The organism is Coprobacter fastidiosus, assembly GCF_982245605.1.
The window spans coordinates 1-19,960 of the sequence record NZ_CEVCIF010000059.1; the positions used below are offsets into that span (position 1 = coordinate 1).

Here is a 19,960-nt window from a genome sequence, read left to right on the forward strand (position 1 = left end):
TACTTTGTGTATGAATTAGTTGGCTAATTTTATACTATTTACTGAATGTTCCTAATTCTAGTAGAATAAATGTTGTATCTTGGTATAAGCAATTGAATAAGTCCGTTGTTTTTGTTCTCGATTTACAGTTTATTTTAGAATATTTTCTATTTCGCATAATTCGTCAGGAGTAAACTCCGCGTTATCTAGGGCTTTTAGATTATCTTTTAATTGAGTTACTGAGCTTGCCCCGATGATGACACTGGTTACCCGATTGTCTTTTAATAGCCATGCTAATGCCATTTCTGCGAGAGTTTGTCCTCTTTGTTCCGCTAAATCGTTTAGCAATTTTATTTTAGCAATTTTATCTTCTGTAACTTGATCTGATCGTAAATGTCCGGTAGATTTTGCCGCTCTTGAATTTTCAGGAATCCCATGTAGATATTTATTTGTCAGTAGACCTTGAGCTAATGGCGAAAATGCGATCATGCCTACTCCGTTTTCATCTAAGAGTTGTAGCAGCTCGGGTTCTACCCATCTATCGAACATCGAATACCGGGCTTGATGTATCAGACATGGTACTTTCATTTCTTTAAGAACAGATATGGCTGTTCGGGTTTGCTCTGCATTATAATTCGAAATGCCTACATATAGGGCTTTCCCTTGATGCACCATGTCAGCTAAGGCACACATAGTTTCTTCTATCGGAGTTTCCGGATCAGGGCGATGAGAATAAAATATATCGACGTAATCGATTCCCATTCTTTTCAAGCTTTGATCCAGACTTGCCATCAAATATTTACGGCTTCCCCAATTTCCATAAGGTCCTGGCCACATATCATATCCGGCTTTGGAAGAGATAATCAGTTCGTCTCTATACAATCCTAATCCTTTTTTTAATATTTGTCCGAAATTTTCTTCTGCCGAACCGTATGTAGGGCCATAATTATTTGCCAGATCGAAATGTGTTATTCCGTTATCGAAAGCTGTATATGCAATTTGAACGAAATTATTGAATACATCTACACTTCCGAAATTATGCCATAATCCTAAAGAAATAGCAGGCAACAATAGTCCGCTTTTACCACAGCGGCGATAAGTCATTGTATCGTACCTGTTATCGGATGCTTTGTAATTTTCCATTATTGTTATTTTGAAGGTTAATGAACAAAGATATGTGTTTTTTTGTAAAGATGTGATATTAATAAAAAAAGAGATTCCAAGTTTTCCTGAAATCTCTTTCTCTGTTAAAAAAAACATTATAACATTTCAACGGATCGTTTAATAAACTGACTTAAAGCTTCACCTTTTAACATATTGTTGGATAACAGTGCCAAATCAACTAATTGACGAACCAACTTATGTTTGTTGGCATACTGTGTAAGTAGTTCGGATTCTTTTTTCCGTAAAGAGTCGACTTCTTTTTCTTTATTTCGAAGTTCTTCTTTTTCAGTAACGGGAATCTCTTCGTCTTTTTTCCCTTTCGATGCTTCCTGAAGTTTGGCGATAGCATCATTCAGTTCATTAATTTCTTTTTGTATAGGTTCTATTTCTGCATGACAGTCCTTTTCTGTTTCTTCTATTACTTTTTTAGACAAAGGATGTTCTGTATTTATTATTAAATTGAAACTGTCAGGCATCTCTCCGTAGAAATTCATTCCCGGTTGCATGGCCGACATGTCTTTCATTCGGCGCATAAACTCGTTTTGGGTTATAATGACTGGCTGAGATTGTTCTCCCAAAGCTTCAAACATCACCATAAATTCGGCTTTTTCCAAAGTCGGTATTTGAGATTTGAATACTGTGGTCATCATATTTCTTTGAGCGGCATCTAAAGAAACTTCGGTTTTGTCATTTTTCCGGACAAGATTGTCTATGATGTCACTATCAACTCTCACAAAACGGCTTTTTTCTAATTTTTGTTCAAGTAGTCCGATAAAATGAATGTCCAGTTGACCATCCATCAATAAAACATCATAGCCTTTAGATTTGGCTATCTCGATATAGCTGTATTGTGCAACGGCATCTGTAGCGTAAATATATATCAAATTCTTGTCTTTATCCGTCTGATTCGCCTCGATCAGAGTTTTATATTCTTCGAGCGTATAATATTTTTTGTCCGTGTCTTTTAATAAAGCGAATTTTTGTGCCCGATCATAAAATTTTTCATCAGACAGCATTCCGTATTCGATGAAGAGCTTGATATCATCCCATTTTTCTTCGAATTGTTTTCGTTCGTTATTGAATATTTCTTGAAGTCTGTCTGCAACTTTTTTCGTGATGTAAGTGGAAATCTTCTTGACATTAGAATCGCTTTGCAGGTAAGACCTGGAAACATTTAGTGGAATATCAGGTGAATCGATGACCCCTTGCAACAACATTAAAAAATCAGGAACGATTCCCTCTACAGAGTCGGTAACAAATACTTGGTTGGAGTAAAGCTGTATTCGGTTTTTATTTATATCGAGGTTATTCTTTATTTTTGGGAAATAAAGAATACCTGTCAGCTTGAACGGATAATCAACGTTTAGATGTATCCAAAACAAAGGCTCATCTAACGAGGGATATAAATCATGATAGAATTTACGATAGTCTTCTTCTGTCAGTTCTGTCGGTTTCTTTGTCCATGCAGGTGTCGTATCGTTTATGATTTTATCCTTATCCGTATCAACATATTTACCGTCTTTCCACTCTTGTTCTTTACCGAAAATGACCGGAACAGGAAGGAATCGGCAGTATTTCTTCAATAAAGACTCAATTTTTGAGTCTTCGAGAAATTCTTTGTTCTCATCATCAATATATAACACGATGTCTGTGCCGCGTTCTTTTTTGTCAATTTCAGACATTGTATATTCCGGAGAACCATCGCAGCTCCACATTACAGGTTTGGCGTTTTCTTGATAAGAAAGAGTTCTGATTTCTACTTTCTTAGCGACCATGAAAGAAGAATAAAATCCTAAACCGAAATGCCCGATAATAGCATTGGCATCATTTTTATACTTGTTCAGAAATTCTTCAGCTCCGGAAAATGCAATTTGATTGATGTATTTGTCGATCTCTTCTGCTGTCATTCCGATTCCATGATCCGATATTGTAAGAGTACCTTCTTTTTTGTCGATAGATACTTTCACGTTCATTTCGCCTAATTCTCCTTTAAAATCTCCGAAAGAAGATAAGGTCTTTAATTTTTGAGTTGCATCTACTGCATTCGAAACGAGTTCACGTAAAAAAATCTCGTGATCACTGTACAAGAACTTTTTAATAATGGGGAAGATATTATCCGTTGTGACCCCGATAGTTCCTTTTTGCATAGCTATATTATTTTTTAAAGTTAAATTTTATCACAATCGTTTGTAGAAAAACAAAAAAAATGCCAGACCAACCGGTCTGACATTTTGACTTATTCATTATTATTTTGTCATTCTTTGTCGCTATGTACAGAAGAAACGATCTTTTCTTCTTGCTTATCATAATCGATGATTATTGTGTCTCCTTCTTTTATTGAATCTCGTATTATCAACTCTGCAATCTCATCTTCCAAGTATTTTTGTATCGCTCTTTTTAAAGGGCGAGCTCCAAACTGAATATCATACCCCTTAGAGGCTACGAATTCTTTTGCCGCATCGGTCAACGTGAATTTATAGCCCAATGCTTGCATTCTTTGATAAAATCCTTTTAATTCGAGATCGATGATCTTATAGATTGCTTCTTTGTCGAGTTGGTCAAACATGATTATATCATCGACACGGTTCAGAAATTCCGGAGAGAACGCCTTGTTCAAAGCTTTTTGTATAATACTTCTCGAAAATTCTTTATCCTCTAATGAAGCAGATGTAGAGAAACCGACACCTCGTCCGAAGTCCTTCAGTTGACGAGTTCCTATGTTGGAAGTCATGATAAGAATCGTATTTTTGAAATCGACTTTCCTTCCTAAACTATCTGTCAATCGTCCTTCATCCATTACTTGCAGCAGTAAATTGAATACGTCGGGATGAGCTTTTTCTAACTCGTCTAATAAAATTACAGAATAAGGTTTCCGTCTGACTTTCTCTGTTAATTGTCCTCCTTCTTCGTATCCTACATATCCGGGAGGTGCGCCTATTAATCTGGATACACTGAATTTTTCCATGTATTCGCTCATGTCTACTCGAATCAGAGCATCTTTAGAGTCGAACAGATATTCTGCCAGTATTTTTGCCAGATGAGTTTTCCCTACACCCGTAGGACCTAAGAACATGAATGTCCCGATCGGTTTATTGGGATCTTTCAGTCCAACTCGGTTTCTTCGGATAGCTTTTACTATTTTATCTACAGCATTGTCCTGTCCTATGATAGCTTGGCGTAAAGTATCACCCATGTGTAATAACTTGGTGCTTTCTGCACTGGCAATTCGCTGTACCGGTACTCCAGACATCATTGCAACTACTTCTGCTATTTTTTCTTCGTCTACGATTTCTCGATGCTCTTGGAGTTCTTCTTCCCATTTTTGCTTGGCAGTTTCCAGTTGAGCCTGAATATCTTTTTCTTTGTCCCTAAAACTTGCCGCTAATTCATAATTTTGGGATTTTACGGCTTTTATTTTTTCTTCCCGTATCGTTTCTATTTGAGCTTCGAGTGTCTCTATTTCTTTAGGTACTACGATATTTGATATATGTACACGCGAACCCGCTTCATCCATTGCATCTATGGCCTTATCCGGAAAATTACGATCACTGATATAACGTTCGGTCAGTTTTACGCAAGCTTTTAATGCTTCCGGTGTGTAGGAGACATTATGATGGTCTTCATAACGGCCCTTAATGTTATTTAATATTTGTAATGTCTCTTCTGGCGTCGTCGGATCTACCATTATCTTTTGGAATCTCCGTTCCAATGCACCGTCTTTTTCTATACTTTTTCGGTATTCATCTAATGTCGTAGCTCCTATGCATTGAATTTCGCCCCGAGCTAAAGCCGGTTTTAACATATTTGCCGCATCCAAAGTTCCGGTTGCGCCACCAGCACCTACAATAGTATGAATTTCGTCTATAAAAAGTATTATATCCGGATTCTTTGTCAGTTCGTTCAATATAGCTTTAATACGTTCTTCAAATTGTCCGCGATATTTAGTTCCCGCAACAATAGAGGCCATATCCAAAGATATAACCCGTTTATCGAATAAAACACGAGATACTTTTCTTTGGATAATACGTAAAGCCAAACCTTCTACGATAGCAGATTTGCCGACACCCGGTTCTCCTATCAATACAGGATTATTTTTTTTGCGCCGACTTAAGACCTGAGCTAACCTTTCGATTTCCTTCTCACGGCCGACAACCGGATCTAATCGGTTTTCTTCTGCTGCTTTTGTCATGTCAGTACCGAAATTATCGAGAACCGGTGTATCAGCAGATGTTTTTCCGGGAGAAGTTGTCGCTTTTTGCTGTTCGTTTTTATATCGTTTTTCTTCTTCGAATTCATCATCGTCATCATCTGCAAATTCAGCTCCCATTAATGGCGTGTCAGATAAAGGCTTGGCCATTTTAAAATATTCCATAACTTCCTGATATGTCACATCACAATCTTTTAGGGAACGTGTAGCCGGCGTATCGGGATCTTTTAGTATTGCTAATAAAAGGTGTTCGGTATCCGTTGTGTCACTCTTTAAAATTCGAGCCTCCAAGATGCTCATTTTTAATACTTTGTCCGTGCTTTTGCTGATTGTAATCTCATCTCCGGCATTAATATGATCGTTTGATAATCTTAAATCTTTTTCAACGGAAGCTTTCAGCTCGGCCAATTGGACTCCGAGATGCCGCAAAGCCTCTATGGCTTTTCCAGAACCGTCTCTCAGGATTCCCAGCAAAAGGTGTTCCGGACCGATATATGAGTTTTGTAAGCGTTCGGCTTCTTCTCGGCTATATCCAAGAACATCTTTAACTCTTTGTGAAAAGTTTCTTTCCATGTAGTTGATCTTCCTTTCTTCTTTATTCGGTAATTTACAATACAAATATAAAATGAATATGTGTAAACCTTGTTTTCGTACAACATATATTATAGGTATTTAATACAAATAGTATGCCATTATTTTTGATTTTTGATACGCTTGAAATTATCGAGGAAATCATGAACGAAAAGATCTGTCCTAAAATTGTGAAATTAGAAATCTTCTTGTATTATTTCCGGTTGAAAAAATTTTTCTAATCGGGAAGAATGTTGTAATTTAGTGCAGTTTTTTCAAAACAAGTAAATGTATTAACCAATCTTTTAAAAATGATTGACCAGGAGGATAGAATTTTAAAAATTAACATTGAGAACGAGATGAAAAAATCATATATCGATTATTCGATGTCTGTGATTGTCGCTCGTGCTCTTCCCGATGTGAGAGATGGTTTCAAACCTGTACACCGTCGTGTACTGTTCGGAATGAACGAACTCGGGAATACATCTAATAAACCGTATAAGAAATCTGCCAGAATCGTTGGTGAAGTATTAGGGAAATACCACCCTCATGGCGATTCTTCTGTATATTTTGCAATGGTACGTATGGCTCAGGAATGGTCTTTACGTTATCCATTGGTGGATGGGCAGGGTAATTTCGGATCGGTAGATGGAGATAGCCCGGCTGCCATGCGTTACACGGAGGCCCGATTATCAAGATTAGCCGAAGAAATGTTGCGGGATATAGATAAAGAAACCGTTGATTTCCAAAACAATTTTGATGATACATTAAAAGAACCTCAGGTTTTGCCGACGCGGATTCCTAATTTGTTGATAAATGGAGCATCCGGTATTGCAGTAGGTATGGCTACCAATATGCCTCCGCATAATCTGACAGAAGCCATTAATGCGACTATCGCATTAATAGACAATCGGGAAATGGAAATCGCAGATTTGATGCACTATATCAAAGCTCCCGATTTCCCTACTGGCGGATATATATATGGTTATTCTGGAGTAAAAGAAGCCTTTGAGACCGGACGGGGGCGTATCGTTATCCGTGCCAAGGCAGAGATTGAAACGGAGGGAAATAAAGAGAAAATTGTTGTTACCGAAATTCCTTATTTGGTCAATAAAGCGGAGTTAATTAAGAATATTGCCGATCTCGTAGAAGAAAAACGATTGGATGGCATATCTAATATTAATGACGAGTCTGACCGAGCAGGAATGCGTATCGTCATCGATATCAAGAAAGATGCTAATTCGAGCGTTGTACTTAACAAATTGTATAAGCTTACTGCATTACAATCTTCGTTCAGTGTCAATAATATCGCATTGGTAAACGGACGTCCACAAGTGCTTAATTTGAAGCAGTTGATAGAAGCGTTCATCGATCATCGTCATGAAGTTGTTGTTCGTCGTACGCAGTTCGAATTGAGAGAAGCCGAGAAAAAAGCTCATATTCTTGAAGGACTCATTATTGCTTGTGATCATATAGACGAAGTAATTCAAATTATACGTTCTTCAAAAAGTCCGGATGAAGCTCGCGAACGTTTAATCGAACGTTTTGGTCTTACGGATGCGCAGTCAAGAGCTATCGTGGATATGCGCTTGCGCCAATTGACAGGTTTGGAACAAGATAAACTTCGTGAAGAATATAAAGCTCTTATGGAGTTAATAGCCTATTACAATCGTATCTTGTCTGATGATTCTGTCTGTATGCAGGTTGTAAAAGATGAATTGGTAGAGATTAAAGAAAAATATGGGGATGACCGGAAAACGGAAATCATCTATGCTTCGGAAGAATTTAATGCAGAAGATTTCTATGCCGATGACGAAATGATTATTACCATTTCTCACTTAGGGTATATTAAGCGGACTCCTCTTTCGGAGTTTCGTGCTCAAAATAGGGGAGGAGTCGGAGCAAAAGGAAGTGAAACGAGGGAAGAAGACTTTATAGAATATATTTATCCGGCTTCGATGCATAACTATATGCTTTTCTTTACACAGAAAGGGAAGTGTTATTGGTTAAAAGTATATGAGATTCCGGAGGGCGCTAAGAATTCTAAAGGCCGTGCTATTCAAAATATGTTGAATATTGATGCCGATGATAAAGTTAATGCCTTTATACGGGTTAAGCAATTGCAAGATCCCGAATACAATATGTCTCATAATTTATTGTTCTGCACACGTAAAGGTGTGATCAAGAAAACGAAGCTTGAAGCATATTCTCGGCCTCGTCAAAATGGTGTGAATGCAATTACCATACGGGAAGATGATCAAGTAATCCAAGTTCGTCTAACGACAGGTGACAGCCAAATTATTATGGCGAATAAACATGGTCGTGCCATTCGTTTCCATGAAAGTACGGTTAGAGAAATGGGGCGTACAGCAACCGGGGTTCGTGGTATGACGCTTGACGAAACAGGAGATGACGAAGTAATCGGAATGATTTGTATCAAAGATCCGGAAAAAGAAACTGTAATGGTCGTTTCCGAACAAGGATATGGTAAACGCTCTGAAATAGAAGATTATCGTATTACTAACCGTGGCGGTAAAGGCGTGAAGACTTTGAATATTACAGAAAAAACCGGGAATTTGGTTGCGATCAAGAGTGTTACCGATGAAAATGACTTGGTTATTATCAATAAATCGGGGATTACTTTACGAATGAAAGTTGCTGATGTCAGGATTATGGGGCGTGCAACGCAAGGAGTTCGGCTGATTAATCTTGAAAAGCGAAATGATGAAATTGCATCTGTATGTAAAGTTTTGTCAGAAACTGAATCGGATTCTTCTAATTCAGAAAATATAGATTCGGCATCTGAAATAAATGAAGCTGAGGCTTCGGAAACAACAGAATAAATTAATTTATACTTCTAATCCTAAAACGTGAAAAAAATGAAAAAGGTTCTATTGACAGCAGGTATATGTCTATTTGCCGGAAGCGTTTTTGCTCAAATGAAGAATGTGAATGCGGCATTTAATGAAGCAAAGATGCCAAAACCTAATTTTGGCGAGGCTCGTAAGTCCATTAATGAAGCTTTAAAGAATCCGGATACTAAGGATCTTGCAAAGACTTGGTATGTGGCAGGTTTTATTGAAAATAAGAGTTTTGAAAGCGATTACAATAAGACTCTTATAAAACAAAGTGTAAATGAGAAAAATATGTATAACGCTTTGTTGGATTCTTATGAAAAATATTTGGTAGCGGCAAAGTTGGATACGATGCCGAATGAAAAAGGGAAAGTGAAATCTAAATATCTGAAAGATATCAAGAATACGATTAAGAACAATCAACCTCATTTCTGGAGTGCCGGAGCTTATTTTTATAATGAAAAAGATTATAAAAAGGCTTATAAAATGTGGGAGATATATCAAGATATTCCCAAGTTGAATTTCATGGCCAAAGAAACTCTGAATGCAACGGACAGTTCCTATATGCAGATCAGATACTATGCTGCTTTAGCAGCTTTTCAAACAAAAGATAATAAGTTGGCGATTAAAGCATTGAATGAAGCCAAAAAAGACAACTATGAAATTCAGGATATTTATTATTATTTAGTTTATGCATATAGTCAAGAAAAAGATACTGTAAACCAGTTTAATACATTGAAGGAGGCTGTCGAGGTTTTAGGTGAGAAGGCAAATGATCCTAAATATCAGTTTATGTCTCAATTGATTAACTTATGTATTTATACGGGAAAAGGTGATGATGCGATAGCTTATTTGAAAAAAGCGTTGGAAGCTAATCCTAACATTGCTGAGTATTGGAAAGTTTTGGCTGTTCTATATTATGAAAATAAGAAAGATGAAGCAAATGCAGTGCAATGTTTAGAAAAAGCAATATCTGTAAAACCAGATTATGCCGAGGCTTATGGAGAGATGGGACGTATTTATTTTAATAAGGCTGTAACGGCAAGTAATGAAGCCAGCTTGATTAAAAATGATGCAGAATATCAGAAAGTAAGGGATGAAGTTGTGCTGGTTGCATATAAAAAAGCTCTTCCATATTATGAAAAAGCTCATTCGATGAAACCTGATGAAAGCGAATATATGATTGCATTAAGAGGCATATATTATAATTTGGGTGATGAAGCTAATTTAAAGAAAATAGAAGCTGAAATGAATGCATCTGAATAAAAATAATAAGTCATTGACAAAAGAGCGGAGACAGAATGTGATCTGTCCCCGCTCTTTTATTATATAGTAACCTCCGGCATTTGTATTAGAAAAGCTTCGGGAAAATTTTTGCGTATATATTGATCTATTATTTTTAAAGAGTCTTGAACAATGACTTCATCCGTATAGGGAGAGAGGTTGTATATAACAGAATATAATTTCAAATTTCTATTTTTAATAGCTTCAAGACTTAAGAGTGTATGGTTTATGCTTCCTAATCTACCGGAAGTCACTAATATTATGGGATAATTTTGTTGGGATATGTAATCGATCGTCAGTAAATCGGGAGTAAGGGGAACCATGAGCCCTCCTGCACCTTCTAACAGAACTACATCATATCTTTCCTTTAAAATTTTACTTGACAAGGTTATTGCATCAATATCCAATTCTTTTTTGTCAATCTTTGCTGCAAGATGGGGCGATGAAGGATAACTGAAGATTACTGGTGCTGTCAGTTTTGAAATATCTTCCGGAAGCATTTCTATTTTCATAATCTTTCTATGAAGTTCAATATCCTCTGAGTATTCTTTGTTTCCTGTTTGTACTAATTTTTGCGTGATGACTTTTACATTCTGATTTAGCAGTTGTCCGGCAAGCCATCCGGTTGCTATTGATTTTCCGATGTTCGTATCGATACCGCTAATAAAATAAATTCCTTTCATGATTTCTGTTTTTTTGATGCAATTATATAGATCGGGTGATATGTTAACGAAACTCCGTAGTTTGATTTGAACAGCTTATTGTATTGATTTGTAAAATACAATAAATCAGATTTTGTCCATTTTTCTGAGGTGATACCATTGACACCTGAACGTTTTAAATGCAATAGTACATCTTTAGGTGATGGAAAATAAACAGTTTTGATCTCTTCTTTCATTTTGATAATCTGAAATGAAGAAGAAATAATATGCTCTAAATCTGGTTCTGTAAAGTAAGATAAGCCGATGTCGGTAATTTGTTTTATTTCTGTGAGGTTTTTCTCTCCGAATGTCGAAATCGCTACAAGCCCTTTCTCTGAAAGAGTACGGTTCATTTTTTCTGAAAATAATGGAAGATTCTCCAGCCATTGTATAGCAGATGATCCGGCTATCAGATCGTATTTATCCGGAAAATTAATTGTTTCCATATCTCCGGAAATAAATTTTATGTCATCGGGAATATAATTGACAACTTCAGAACAAAGATCGTTTGCAGTAATAGTTGCAGAAGGAAAACTGGTACGTAATAATCGTGTGAAGAAGCCTGTTCCGCATCCGATTTCTAAAATTGAAGATATAGGATGGTCTGAATATACAGATAACAATCGGCATAATTCCGTTGCTATTTGATATTGGACAAAGGCTTCTTGTTCATATGTGGAGATAGCCTTTGTAAATGATTTTCTTATTTGTTGTTTATTAATCGACATATTTATTAAAATCTAAAAAATGGGCTTCATCTATAATTTCGTATTTTATTTTTCTCCATGCTTTTAGTTGATTCTTTGTTGGAAAAATAAAATCACGCATTCCTATTATCGCTTTATCCCATTGGAAGGTTGATGTCATATCTTTTTTAACCATTGATTGTATAGAGATTAATTCTTGTTTTAGGCTTTCAATAGATCTGAGGGAAGAGTGCTTTATAAAAAACTGAAAATTCTCTTTACTTCCACACATTCGTTTATTAAACTTTAGTAAGCTCTGTTCGTTCAATAAATCTATTGTTTTTTGGAAAATTATCGGATCTATGCCTCTTTCTTTTTCTATCGGAAAAATCGTTCCGTTTATTGCGACACTTTTCCGAATAGGTAAGTTACAATTCTGTAAAGTATAAGATGCGGCCCATACCCCCATCGACCATCCATACACATCGATTGCTTGATAATTTTTATAATGAGATTTTTCGAAATCTATATCCGTATAATCGAAACAGATGCAAGTGTCGAAATCCTTCTTATTGATAGATAAGGTATTTTGATCCATGCCCCAACCTGTGAAGAATAAAATCAGAGACTTATTATTTTCTTGTTTTGTAAAGTATTGTTTCATGATTTTGATAAATTCCTGATACAGTATATTAATCGATTTATTTCTTCTTCTGTACAATTTGCAGTTAGAGAGAGCCGTATTCTTGCTGTTCCATCAGGGACTGTCGGAGGACGTACCGGAAGGACATAAAATCCTTGTTTTTGGAGTTCTTTTGCCGCATTATGTGCCGACTCTGAAGAACCTGTGATATAAGGTATAATATGGCTGCTACTTTGTAATTCCCGATTTTCCGAACTGAGTTCTTTTTTTAACAAGTTTGAGATTTTTTTTATATGTTCTCGTCGGCTATTCATGCCAATGGCTTTGTTCAGTGTAAAAAGAGTCCATTTGAGATTGATCGGAGGTAGTGCTGTTGTAAAAATAAATGTCCTCATTGTATTAATAAGATATTCTCGCATTGTCTTATTGCAAATCAAGAATGCTCCGCAAGATCCCAGCGCCTTTCCGAATGTACCGATTAAAAAATCGATATGTTCGATAATATTGTGTTCTTCACAACAACCCAGTCCGTTGTTTCCCCGTACACCGATTGCATGCGCTTCGTCTATATAAAGCATAATTGCCGGATATTTTTGTTTAAATCGGACCAATGTTCGTAAATCCGATTCATCTCCGTCCATACTGAAAATGCTTTCCGTAACAATAATTATGCGGTCATGGTGCTCTCCGGCTTGTTGTATGAGGCGTTCAAGTTGTCGATAATCATTGTGCTTGAAACGAATACATTTTGCTTGACTAAGACGGATGCCGTCAATAATACTTGCATGTACTAACTTGTCGGCAAGTATCATTGAGCGGGATGTTGTTACTGCCGGAAGGATTCCCGTATTTGCATGATAACCGCTGTTGAATACTAATGCTGACTCTGAATGAAATAATTCAGCCAAACGTTTTTCTAAAACAATATGATCTTCGTAATTACCGGTTTGTAATCGGGACGAAGATGCGGAAAACTGTAAATCGGATTCTTTTAAGTTTTCTAAAAACTCGGAATATAAATGGCCGTCTGTTGCGATACCCAAATAATCATTGGAAGTAAGATTGGTAAACTCTTTATTTCCTACAATAACACCTTTTTCACTATTGGTTATTATTTGCAACCTCCTTAGGTTTCCGGAACTTTCTATTTCTTTTAGCCTGTCCTTAAAATATTTGTCTTTCATCGTTTTATTGTTTGCTTACTACACTTAATAACGCTGATGTCAGTTGAGTTAATTGATCGGGATTGATGATGTATGGAGGCATAATATATACTAATTTGCCAAAAGGTCTTACCCAGACACCATGTTCGACAAACTGACATTGTATCTTAGACATGTCGACAACCTCTTTCATTTCAATGACTCCGATAGCGCCTAATATGCGGACATCTGCGACTTGGGAATATTCTTTGGCAGGAGAGAGAGCTTTTTTTAATTGAGCTTCAATACCTTTAACCTGTATTTCCCAGTTGTTTTCTAATAATAGGTTGACAGAAGAAAGAGATATTGCACAAGCTAAAGGATTTCCCATAAAAGTCGGTCCGTGCATAAAGACACCAGGAAACCCGGAAGAGATTACATCAGCTACGTGATTTGTCGATAATACGGCGGCCATTGTAAGGTATCCTCCGGTTAAGGCTTTACCGATGCACATAATATCTGGAGAAACATTAGCGTGTTCGCAAGCAAAAAGTTTTCCTGTACGACCGAATCCGGTAGCTATCTCATCGAATATTAATAAAAGGTGATATTCCTCACAGAGTTTTTTTGCCGCTTTTAGATATTGAGGATGATAAAATTTCATTCCTCCAGCACCTTGTACTATCGGTTCTAAAATCAATGCTGCAATATTTTCATGATGAGCTTTTATACATTCTTTTAATGGCACAATACAATTTTCATCCCAATCATCGTAAAAACGACAGCTTGGTGAAGGTACGAAATATCGGTGGGGAAGTGAACTCCCGAAAATAGAGTGCATGCCTGTCACAGGATCACAAACCGACATGGCATTCCATGTATCACCGTGATATCCCGACCGAATAGTAACAAAATTTGTTTTTTTATTTTTCCCTTGAGCATACCAATATTGCACAGCCATTTTAAGAGCTACTTCTACAGCCACAGATCCTGAATCACAATAGAATATCTTCTGGAGTTCTTCAGGGACTAACGTCAATAGCTTTTTCCCCAATTCTATTGCCGGACTATGAGTTAATCCTCCGAACATGATATGGGACATTTTAGACAATTGTTCTTGTGCTGCTCGATTTAGGACTGGATGATTGTAGCCGTGTACGGCAGCCCACCAAGAAGACATTCCGTCAATTAGCTTTTTCCCGTTTTTTAGTTGAATATATACCCCGTCTGCCCGCTCTACTTCATACGTAGGTATGGGATTTGATGCAGATGTATAAGGATGCCATAAATGTTCTCTGTCAAAATTATTCGTTTTCATATTCATTGTCAATAGAATATCCGCAATTGGTAAATAGTTTTTTATCTTCGGCTACTTTAGAACCCACAGTCGTCAACATATCTCCGACGATAGAAGAATTGATACCGATCATTAACGCTTTTTTCAGTGTGTCTTGAGACAACTGCGCCCTTCCTCCGGCTAAACGTAAATATGCGTCGGGATTAATAAAGCGAAAGAGTGCGATAGTCGTGAGTATCTCGTCTGGAGATAATGGTGCGGTCTGTTCTAATGGTGTACCGGGTATGGGCTGTAATATATTGATAGGTATTGAATGTATGTTCAGTTGTTTCAAAGTAAAAGCCAATTCTATCCTTTGTTCTGCTGTTTCTCCCATGCCTATTATTCCCCCGGAACAAACTTCCATTCCAATTTCTTGTGCAGTACGAATTGTTTTTATTTTTTCTTCTTGAGTATGGGTAGAACACAAAGTCGGAAAATAGGAGGGAGCAGTCTCTAAGTTGCAGTGATACCGTTTTACCCCAGCGGCCAAGAGTAATGATAATTCTTGTTTATCCAAAAGGCCTAATGATGCGCAAAAACGAGTATTTGTATTAATGCTTGATATATGTTTGTATAAGTCGCATACCCGAGTTAATAGTTCTCCTTGAACTTTACGTCCGCTTGTAACTAATCCTAAATGATGTATTTTCTGTTGGAATACCTGAGAAGCTTGTTTCTTACACTCTTCTCGATCAATAAGGGAATATGTATTGATCTGGGTTTTGTAATGCCCGGATTGTGCACACCATTTACAATCTTCCGGGCATTTCCCGGAGCGGGCGTTTATAATGGAACACATATCGAATTTGTTCTTACAAAAATGTTTTGTAATTTCTCCTGAGGCTTTATATAAAGCTTCTTTATCTGTGGTTTTAAGCAAAGAGAATGCTTCTCTTTCCGATAAATGTCCCCCTGATAGGACTTTGTCTTTTAATTTTTTGATCATATTTTTTTATAAAAAAAAGACCGGAAACTACGTGATAGACAGTAGTCTTCGGTCTCTATTTGGTATAATAGAAAATAAATACAATAAGGAATATCGTTTGATGGGATAACAGGCAATATCTCTGATTTTTTGAATAAAAATGAAGTATTTGGAGGGGTATCTCCATCATTTTCATCAACTTCCGAGTGGCAAGTAAAGCCGCTTTTCTCTGGTGTATAGAGAATACCTTTTTGTTTTTTCAAGGAAATATCGATGATTGATTTACATACACATCCGATATTTACACATTTCCCGATACTTTGAAATGCGGCAAATTGATTTCGACTCCAACGACGGAAACGAATGGTTCTCGAAATATTTTTTATGTCTAAAGTCATCGGTTGCAAATGTAATAGAAATAACTATAAAAAGAAGTCTTTTGTCTTTCTTTTAATTGCAGGATTTAATAAAACTTTGCATGTGTTTTCGTCACATTCTTCTTATATTTGATGCATAAATTGATATTTGAATATTCAATGAAATTGAGAACTTGTATATATATTATTGTTTTATTGGGAGTAATAGAGTCCTTTTGTGGTGAACCTCTTTTTGCTAAACGGAAAAAAGATAAAATAGAAGAGGCAAAACCGAGTGCCGAGGAATTGTTTGTTAAAAATAATTTTGAAGAAAAAAGGTGTGCCGAATGGAGTAAAGGTCGACGATTTATCTATGTTAGCGATGACCTTTCTCTTTTATTAAAGCCGGAACAGGATACAGTTCCGACACATGTCTCATTTAAAAATAAGATTTTCACATTCGAAGGTATGATTGAAAAATCCATACTCGGACAGGCGCAGTATGCTGTATTGATTTTTGATTGTGAGGGGATAAAATACCAGTATAGAACCGAAAAGACTATAAAAGAGATAAAGGATAGCGATTATAAACCTTTACTGCCTGACATGGTTGCTGAAGAGGATGTACTGAAAGCCCGGAAAATGTTGATAGGAAAGACTTTATATATCAAAACATCTATTTGGTATGATGAGAACGGTGTGGAAATAGGAGGTCATAAATTCGTTCCGGTGGTGATCAAAGATATATTGCCCGGAGATAAGGTATTACCGATAAAGTTTGTTTTTGAGGATAATGTCGGAAATACGGCAAATGTATTAGGTACTTTATTCCCGGAAACATTAGCGACACAATATACGACGTTTGACAGACTTTTTAGTTTTGATAACCCGAGGAATCTGTATAAAACAATCTCTGATGTAAATTGGGATCTTATAACTAAGTCTAAAGTAATGAAAGGGATGACAAAGGATGAGTGTCGTTTGTCATTAGGCCGGCCTAATGATGTGAGAAGAATACCCACTTATGGGGGACTGAAAGAACAATGGTTCTATAATACTGGAAGTTATCTTTTTTTTGAAGACGGGATTTTGACGGACTTCAGATTATAAATTTTAAAATTTACCTTATGATAACAATAGAAGAGAATAAATCTCTGCAACAATTACATACATTTCATTTATCTGTTTCAGCCCGGTGGTTTGCCGAATATCAATCAATAGAAGAGTTGATAGACTTATTAAAAACCGATTTATTGAGAGAGAATCCATTCTTGCAAATCGGGGGAGGTAGTAATTTATTGTTTACATCCGATTATGAAGGAGTAATATTACATTCGAAAATAAAATTCATCGAAGTGGTATCGGAAACTTCTGAATATGTAACTGTAAAAGCCGGTTCAGGAGTGGTTTGGGACGATTTTGTTAAATATTCGGTAAGTAATGGATGGGGTGGAGCAGAAAACTTATCATTAATTCCCGGAGAAGTCGGAGCAAGTGCCGTCCAGAATATCGGAGCTTATGGTGTTGAAGTGAAAGATATTATTCTGCAAGTAGAGGCGATTGAGGTGGCAACAGGCAAAGAACGGACTTTTACGACGGCAGAGTGTATGTATGGATATAGAGACAGCATATTCAAGAAAGAAATGAAAGGTAAATATATTATAACATCGGTGATATATTTGCTCCGAAAAAATCCGGTTTATCATCTTGATTATGGGAATCTTCGTCATGCTATCGGCAATAAAAATATTAATTTGCAAACTATAAGGGATACTGTGATAGAAATTAGAAAATCGAAACTTCCCGATCCTGACGATTATGGAAATGCCGGTAGTTTTTTTATGAATCCGGTCATTCCTGTTTCTCAATACAATCTGTTAAAAGAAAAATATCCGGAAATACCGTTTTATCCAGTTGATACCCAGTCTGTGAAAGTCCCGGCAGCATGGCTTATTGATAAAGCCGGGTGGAAAAATAAAATGTTGGGAGGAGCAGCAGTACATGATAAACAGTGTTTAGTATTAATAAATAAAGATAATGCTGTAGCAAAGGATATTATAGATTTGGCTCAAAATATAGTTGATTCTGTAAAATCTCTTTATGGAATAACAATTAAACCTGAAGTAAATTATATATAGTTTCTGCCGGAATATTATGCAAATTAAATTTTTAGGAACAGGGACATCGACCGGAGTACCTGAAATTGCATGCCATTGTGAAGTTTGTTCTTCGAACGATCCGAGAGACCGAAGATTAAGGACATCGGCGTTGTTTACAATAAAGGGTAAAAATATTTTAATAGATTGTGGTCCGGATTTTCGGCAACAGATGTTATGCAGTCATACAGAAAAGATCGATGCGGTTTTATTAACCCATGTACATTATGATCATACGAGTGGTTTAGATGAGTTGCGAGTTTTTTGTAAAGAGCATTCTGTGGATGTCTTTTTAGAGCCTTGGGTTGCAGATGCGATAAGGGCAAGAATACCTTATTGTTTTGTCGAACATCCTTATCCGGGTGTTGCAAGTCTTAATCTAAATGAGATTGGCACAGATCCGTTTTGCGTACAGGATATCTCTGTAATACCGATTCGAGTAATGCATTATAAACTTCCCATATTAGGTTATCGTATTGAAGATGTGGCCTATATTACGGATATGTTATATATCTCGGAGGAAGAGATGGAGAAAATAAAAGATGTTAAAATATTAATTATTAATGCATTGCGTCATACAGAACATATATCTCATCAGACATTAGACATGGCATTGAGTCTCATAAAACGTGTAAAGCCCGAAAGAGCTTATCTTATTCATATGAGCCACCATATGGGATTACATGAAGTGGAATCGAAAAAATTACCTGAGAATGTATATTTCGCCCATGATGGATTACTAATCGACACGGAATATATATAAACGAACAACTAATCTATAACTTCAGTTGTTTTATCAAAGTAATTCAATTCTAAAAAGTTTTTTATGAAAAAGACAACTGAACCGAACGTGGAGATAGGAACTTCTGCTGCTCCAGAGATGTTTTACATTAAAATTTTAGCAGACGGACCATATTTAGTATATGGAAATCCCCCTATTGATCAAGAAATTATTATGCCTAATGAAGATGGAGCTTCTTGGGTTTATAAAAAAGGACGTCATTACAAGACCGAAGGTGAATATACGGCACTTTGTCGTTGTGGTGAATCTTGTAAAAAACCTTTTTGCGATGGTTCTCATTCTAAAGCGGACTGGAATCCGGAAGAAACAAGCGACAAACGTCCTTTATTGGAAGATGCCGAACTGTTCGAAGGTCCGGCAATGGTATTGGCCGATAATGAGAAATATTGTGCTTTTGCTCGTTTTTGTGATGCATACGGTCGTATCTGGAATATTGTACAGACTGCGAAAACTCAAGATGAAATAGACCTTGTCAAACATGAGGCTGGTCATTGTCCAGCTGGACGCTTGGTTGTATGGGATAAAAAAACAAAAAAAGTTTTTGAACCGTCGTTTGATCCTTCAATTGGGATTATAGAGGATCCCGGAATCAAGGTAAGTGGTCCTATATGGGTGAAAGGTGGAATTCGTGTTGAGAGTGCTGACGGAAGTAGCTATGAGATTAGAAATAGAGTTACTTTGTGCCGTTGTGGTCAATCTTCCAATAAACCTTTTTGTGACGGGACTCACGCTTCTATGCATTTTAGAGATAATTTGCCTTTAGAAGCCGGTAAAGAAGAATGGTAGTTCTATTTTCAAGTATGTTTTTCCGTTCCGGACTATGAGACGTGTAGGGATGGATAAACAGCTCTAAAGTAGGGGTATAAGAACTTATTAAAGTTTTGTTTGGGGCTGTTTTGAGGATACTCTTTCGAGGATATTTTTCTGTTTTTGCAAAGATGATAACGGGCTATTTGATGATTAAAAACGGGGAAAAAGACCAAAAGAAAATACAAAAATGATCTGGTAATATTTTCTTATTGGAAAATTAAGACTGGTTCTAAAAGGGGGTGTGTCAAAACTAAAATGTCCCCTCCGAAAAGTTATAGATTGTAACTAGGGATATTCAGTAAATGTCCCTAAAAAGTAAGATGGCATATAAAGTCGATAGA

The 19,960-nt window shown here is 36.6% G+C and carries 14 protein-coding genes and 1 pseudogene; 6 read left to right on the forward strand and 9 right to left on the reverse strand.

Annotation, left to right across the window (positions count from 1 at the left end; translation table 11 throughout):
• Nucleotides 1-129 precede the first annotated feature (129 nt).
• The 3 genes from mgrA to AC0UMU_RS12450 form a co-directional block, all read right to left on the reverse strand.
• The gene (gene mgrA / locus AC0UMU_RS12440) at nucleotides 130-1,122 is read right to left on the reverse strand and encodes an L-glyceraldehyde 3-phosphate reductase (protein WP_022602739.1); all 993 of its coding nucleotides are present in this window, start codon (nucleotides 1,120-1,122) and stop codon (nucleotides 130-132) included.
• A gap of 116 nt (nucleotides 1,123-1,238) precedes the next feature.
• Entirely contained in the window at nucleotides 1,239-3,290 is a 2,052-nt protein-coding gene (gene htpG, locus AC0UMU_RS12445) for a molecular chaperone HtpG (RefSeq protein ID WP_022389634.1), read from the reverse strand.
• 107 nt (nucleotides 3,291-3,397) lie between these two features.
• A complete protein-coding gene (locus AC0UMU_RS12450; RefSeq protein WP_009316984.1) occupies nucleotides 3,398-5,923 on the reverse strand; it encodes an ATP-dependent Clp protease ATP-binding subunit in 2,526 nt (841 codons plus the stop codon).
• A gap of 308 nt (nucleotides 5,924-6,231) precedes the next feature.
• Between AC0UMU_RS12450 and gyrA the strand changes: the two genes are divergently transcribed.
• Both gyrA and AC0UMU_RS12460 read left to right on the forward strand, forming a co-directional pair.
• Nucleotides 6,232-8,763 (forward strand): DNA gyrase subunit A, encoded by a 2,532-nt coding sequence (gyrA, locus tag AC0UMU_RS12455; RefSeq protein WP_009316987.1) that lies wholly within the window; start codon nucleotides 6,232-6,234, stop codon nucleotides 8,761-8,763.
• A 36-nt stretch (nucleotides 8,764-8,799) separates the two neighbouring features.
• Entirely contained in the window at nucleotides 8,800-10,041 is a 1,242-nt protein-coding gene (locus AC0UMU_RS12460; protein WP_009316989.1) for a tetratricopeptide repeat protein, read from the forward strand.
• Nucleotides 10,042-10,100: 59 nt separating this feature from the next.
• Here AC0UMU_RS12460 and bioD read toward each other — a convergent pair whose 3' ends face one another.
• The 6 genes and pseudogenes from bioD to AC0UMU_RS12490 form a co-directional block, all read right to left on the reverse strand.
• Entirely contained in the window at nucleotides 10,101-10,745 is a 645-nt protein-coding gene (gene bioD, locus AC0UMU_RS12465; protein ID WP_087879769.1) for a dethiobiotin synthase, read from the reverse strand.
• A complete protein-coding gene (gene bioC / locus AC0UMU_RS12470) occupies nucleotides 10,739-11,488 on the reverse strand; it encodes a malonyl-ACP O-methyltransferase BioC (RefSeq protein WP_009316993.1) in 750 nt (249 codons plus the stop codon). The genes bioD and bioC overlap by 7 nt, the downstream gene beginning before the upstream one ends.
• Nucleotides 11,478-12,110, reverse strand: coding sequence for a pimeloyl-ACP methyl esterase BioG family protein (locus tag AC0UMU_RS12475; RefSeq protein ID WP_009316994.1), 633 nt, complete (start codon nucleotides 12,108-12,110; stop codon nucleotides 11,478-11,480). Before AC0UMU_RS12475 ends, bioC begins: the two co-directional genes overlap by 11 nt.
• Nucleotides 12,107-13,273, reverse strand: a complete 1,167-nt coding sequence (locus AC0UMU_RS12480) for an aminotransferase class I/II-fold pyridoxal phosphate-dependent enzyme (protein ID WP_009316995.1) — start codon at nucleotides 13,271-13,273, stop codon at nucleotides 12,107-12,109. Before AC0UMU_RS12480 ends, AC0UMU_RS12475 begins: the two co-directional genes overlap by 4 nt.
• 4 nt (nucleotides 13,274-13,277) lie before the next feature.
• Nucleotides 13,278-15,516: pseudogene (gene bioA / locus AC0UMU_RS12485) on the reverse strand (adenosylmethionine--8-amino-7-oxononanoate transaminase).
• Nucleotides 15,513-15,893, reverse strand: a complete 381-nt coding sequence (locus AC0UMU_RS12490; RefSeq protein WP_022389632.1) for a hypothetical protein — start codon at nucleotides 15,891-15,893, stop codon at nucleotides 15,513-15,515. The pseudogene bioA and the gene AC0UMU_RS12490 overlap by 4 nt, the downstream one beginning before the upstream one ends.
• Before the next feature lie 138 nt (nucleotides 15,894-16,031).
• Between AC0UMU_RS12490 and AC0UMU_RS12495 the strand changes: the two genes are divergently transcribed.
• The 4 genes from AC0UMU_RS12495 to AC0UMU_RS12510 all read left to right on the forward strand — a co-directional run bounded on the left by AC0UMU_RS12495 (nucleotide 16,032) and on the right by AC0UMU_RS12510 (nucleotide 19,595).
• A complete protein-coding gene (locus AC0UMU_RS12495; protein ID WP_039927629.1) occupies nucleotides 16,032-16,961 on the forward strand; it encodes a hypothetical protein in 930 nt (309 codons plus the stop codon).
• 17 nt (nucleotides 16,962-16,978) lie between these two features.
• Nucleotides 16,979-17,989: a UDP-N-acetylmuramate dehydrogenase gene (murB, locus tag AC0UMU_RS12500; RefSeq protein WP_009317000.1), complete on the forward strand. Its 1,011-nt coding sequence runs from the start codon at nucleotides 16,979-16,981 to the stop codon at nucleotides 17,987-17,989.
• A 16-nt stretch (nucleotides 17,990-18,005) separates the two neighbouring features.
• The gene (locus tag AC0UMU_RS12505) at nucleotides 18,006-18,770 is read left to right on the forward strand and encodes an MBL fold metallo-hydrolase (RefSeq protein ID WP_122304259.1); all 765 of its coding nucleotides are present in this window, start codon (nucleotides 18,006-18,008) and stop codon (nucleotides 18,768-18,770) included.
• Between the two features lie 63 nt (nucleotides 18,771-18,833).
• Nucleotides 18,834-19,595, forward strand: a complete 762-nt coding sequence (locus tag AC0UMU_RS12510; protein ID WP_022389630.1) for a CDGSH iron-sulfur domain-containing protein — start codon at nucleotides 18,834-18,836, stop codon at nucleotides 19,593-19,595.
• Nucleotides 19,596-19,960 lie beyond the last annotated feature (365 nt).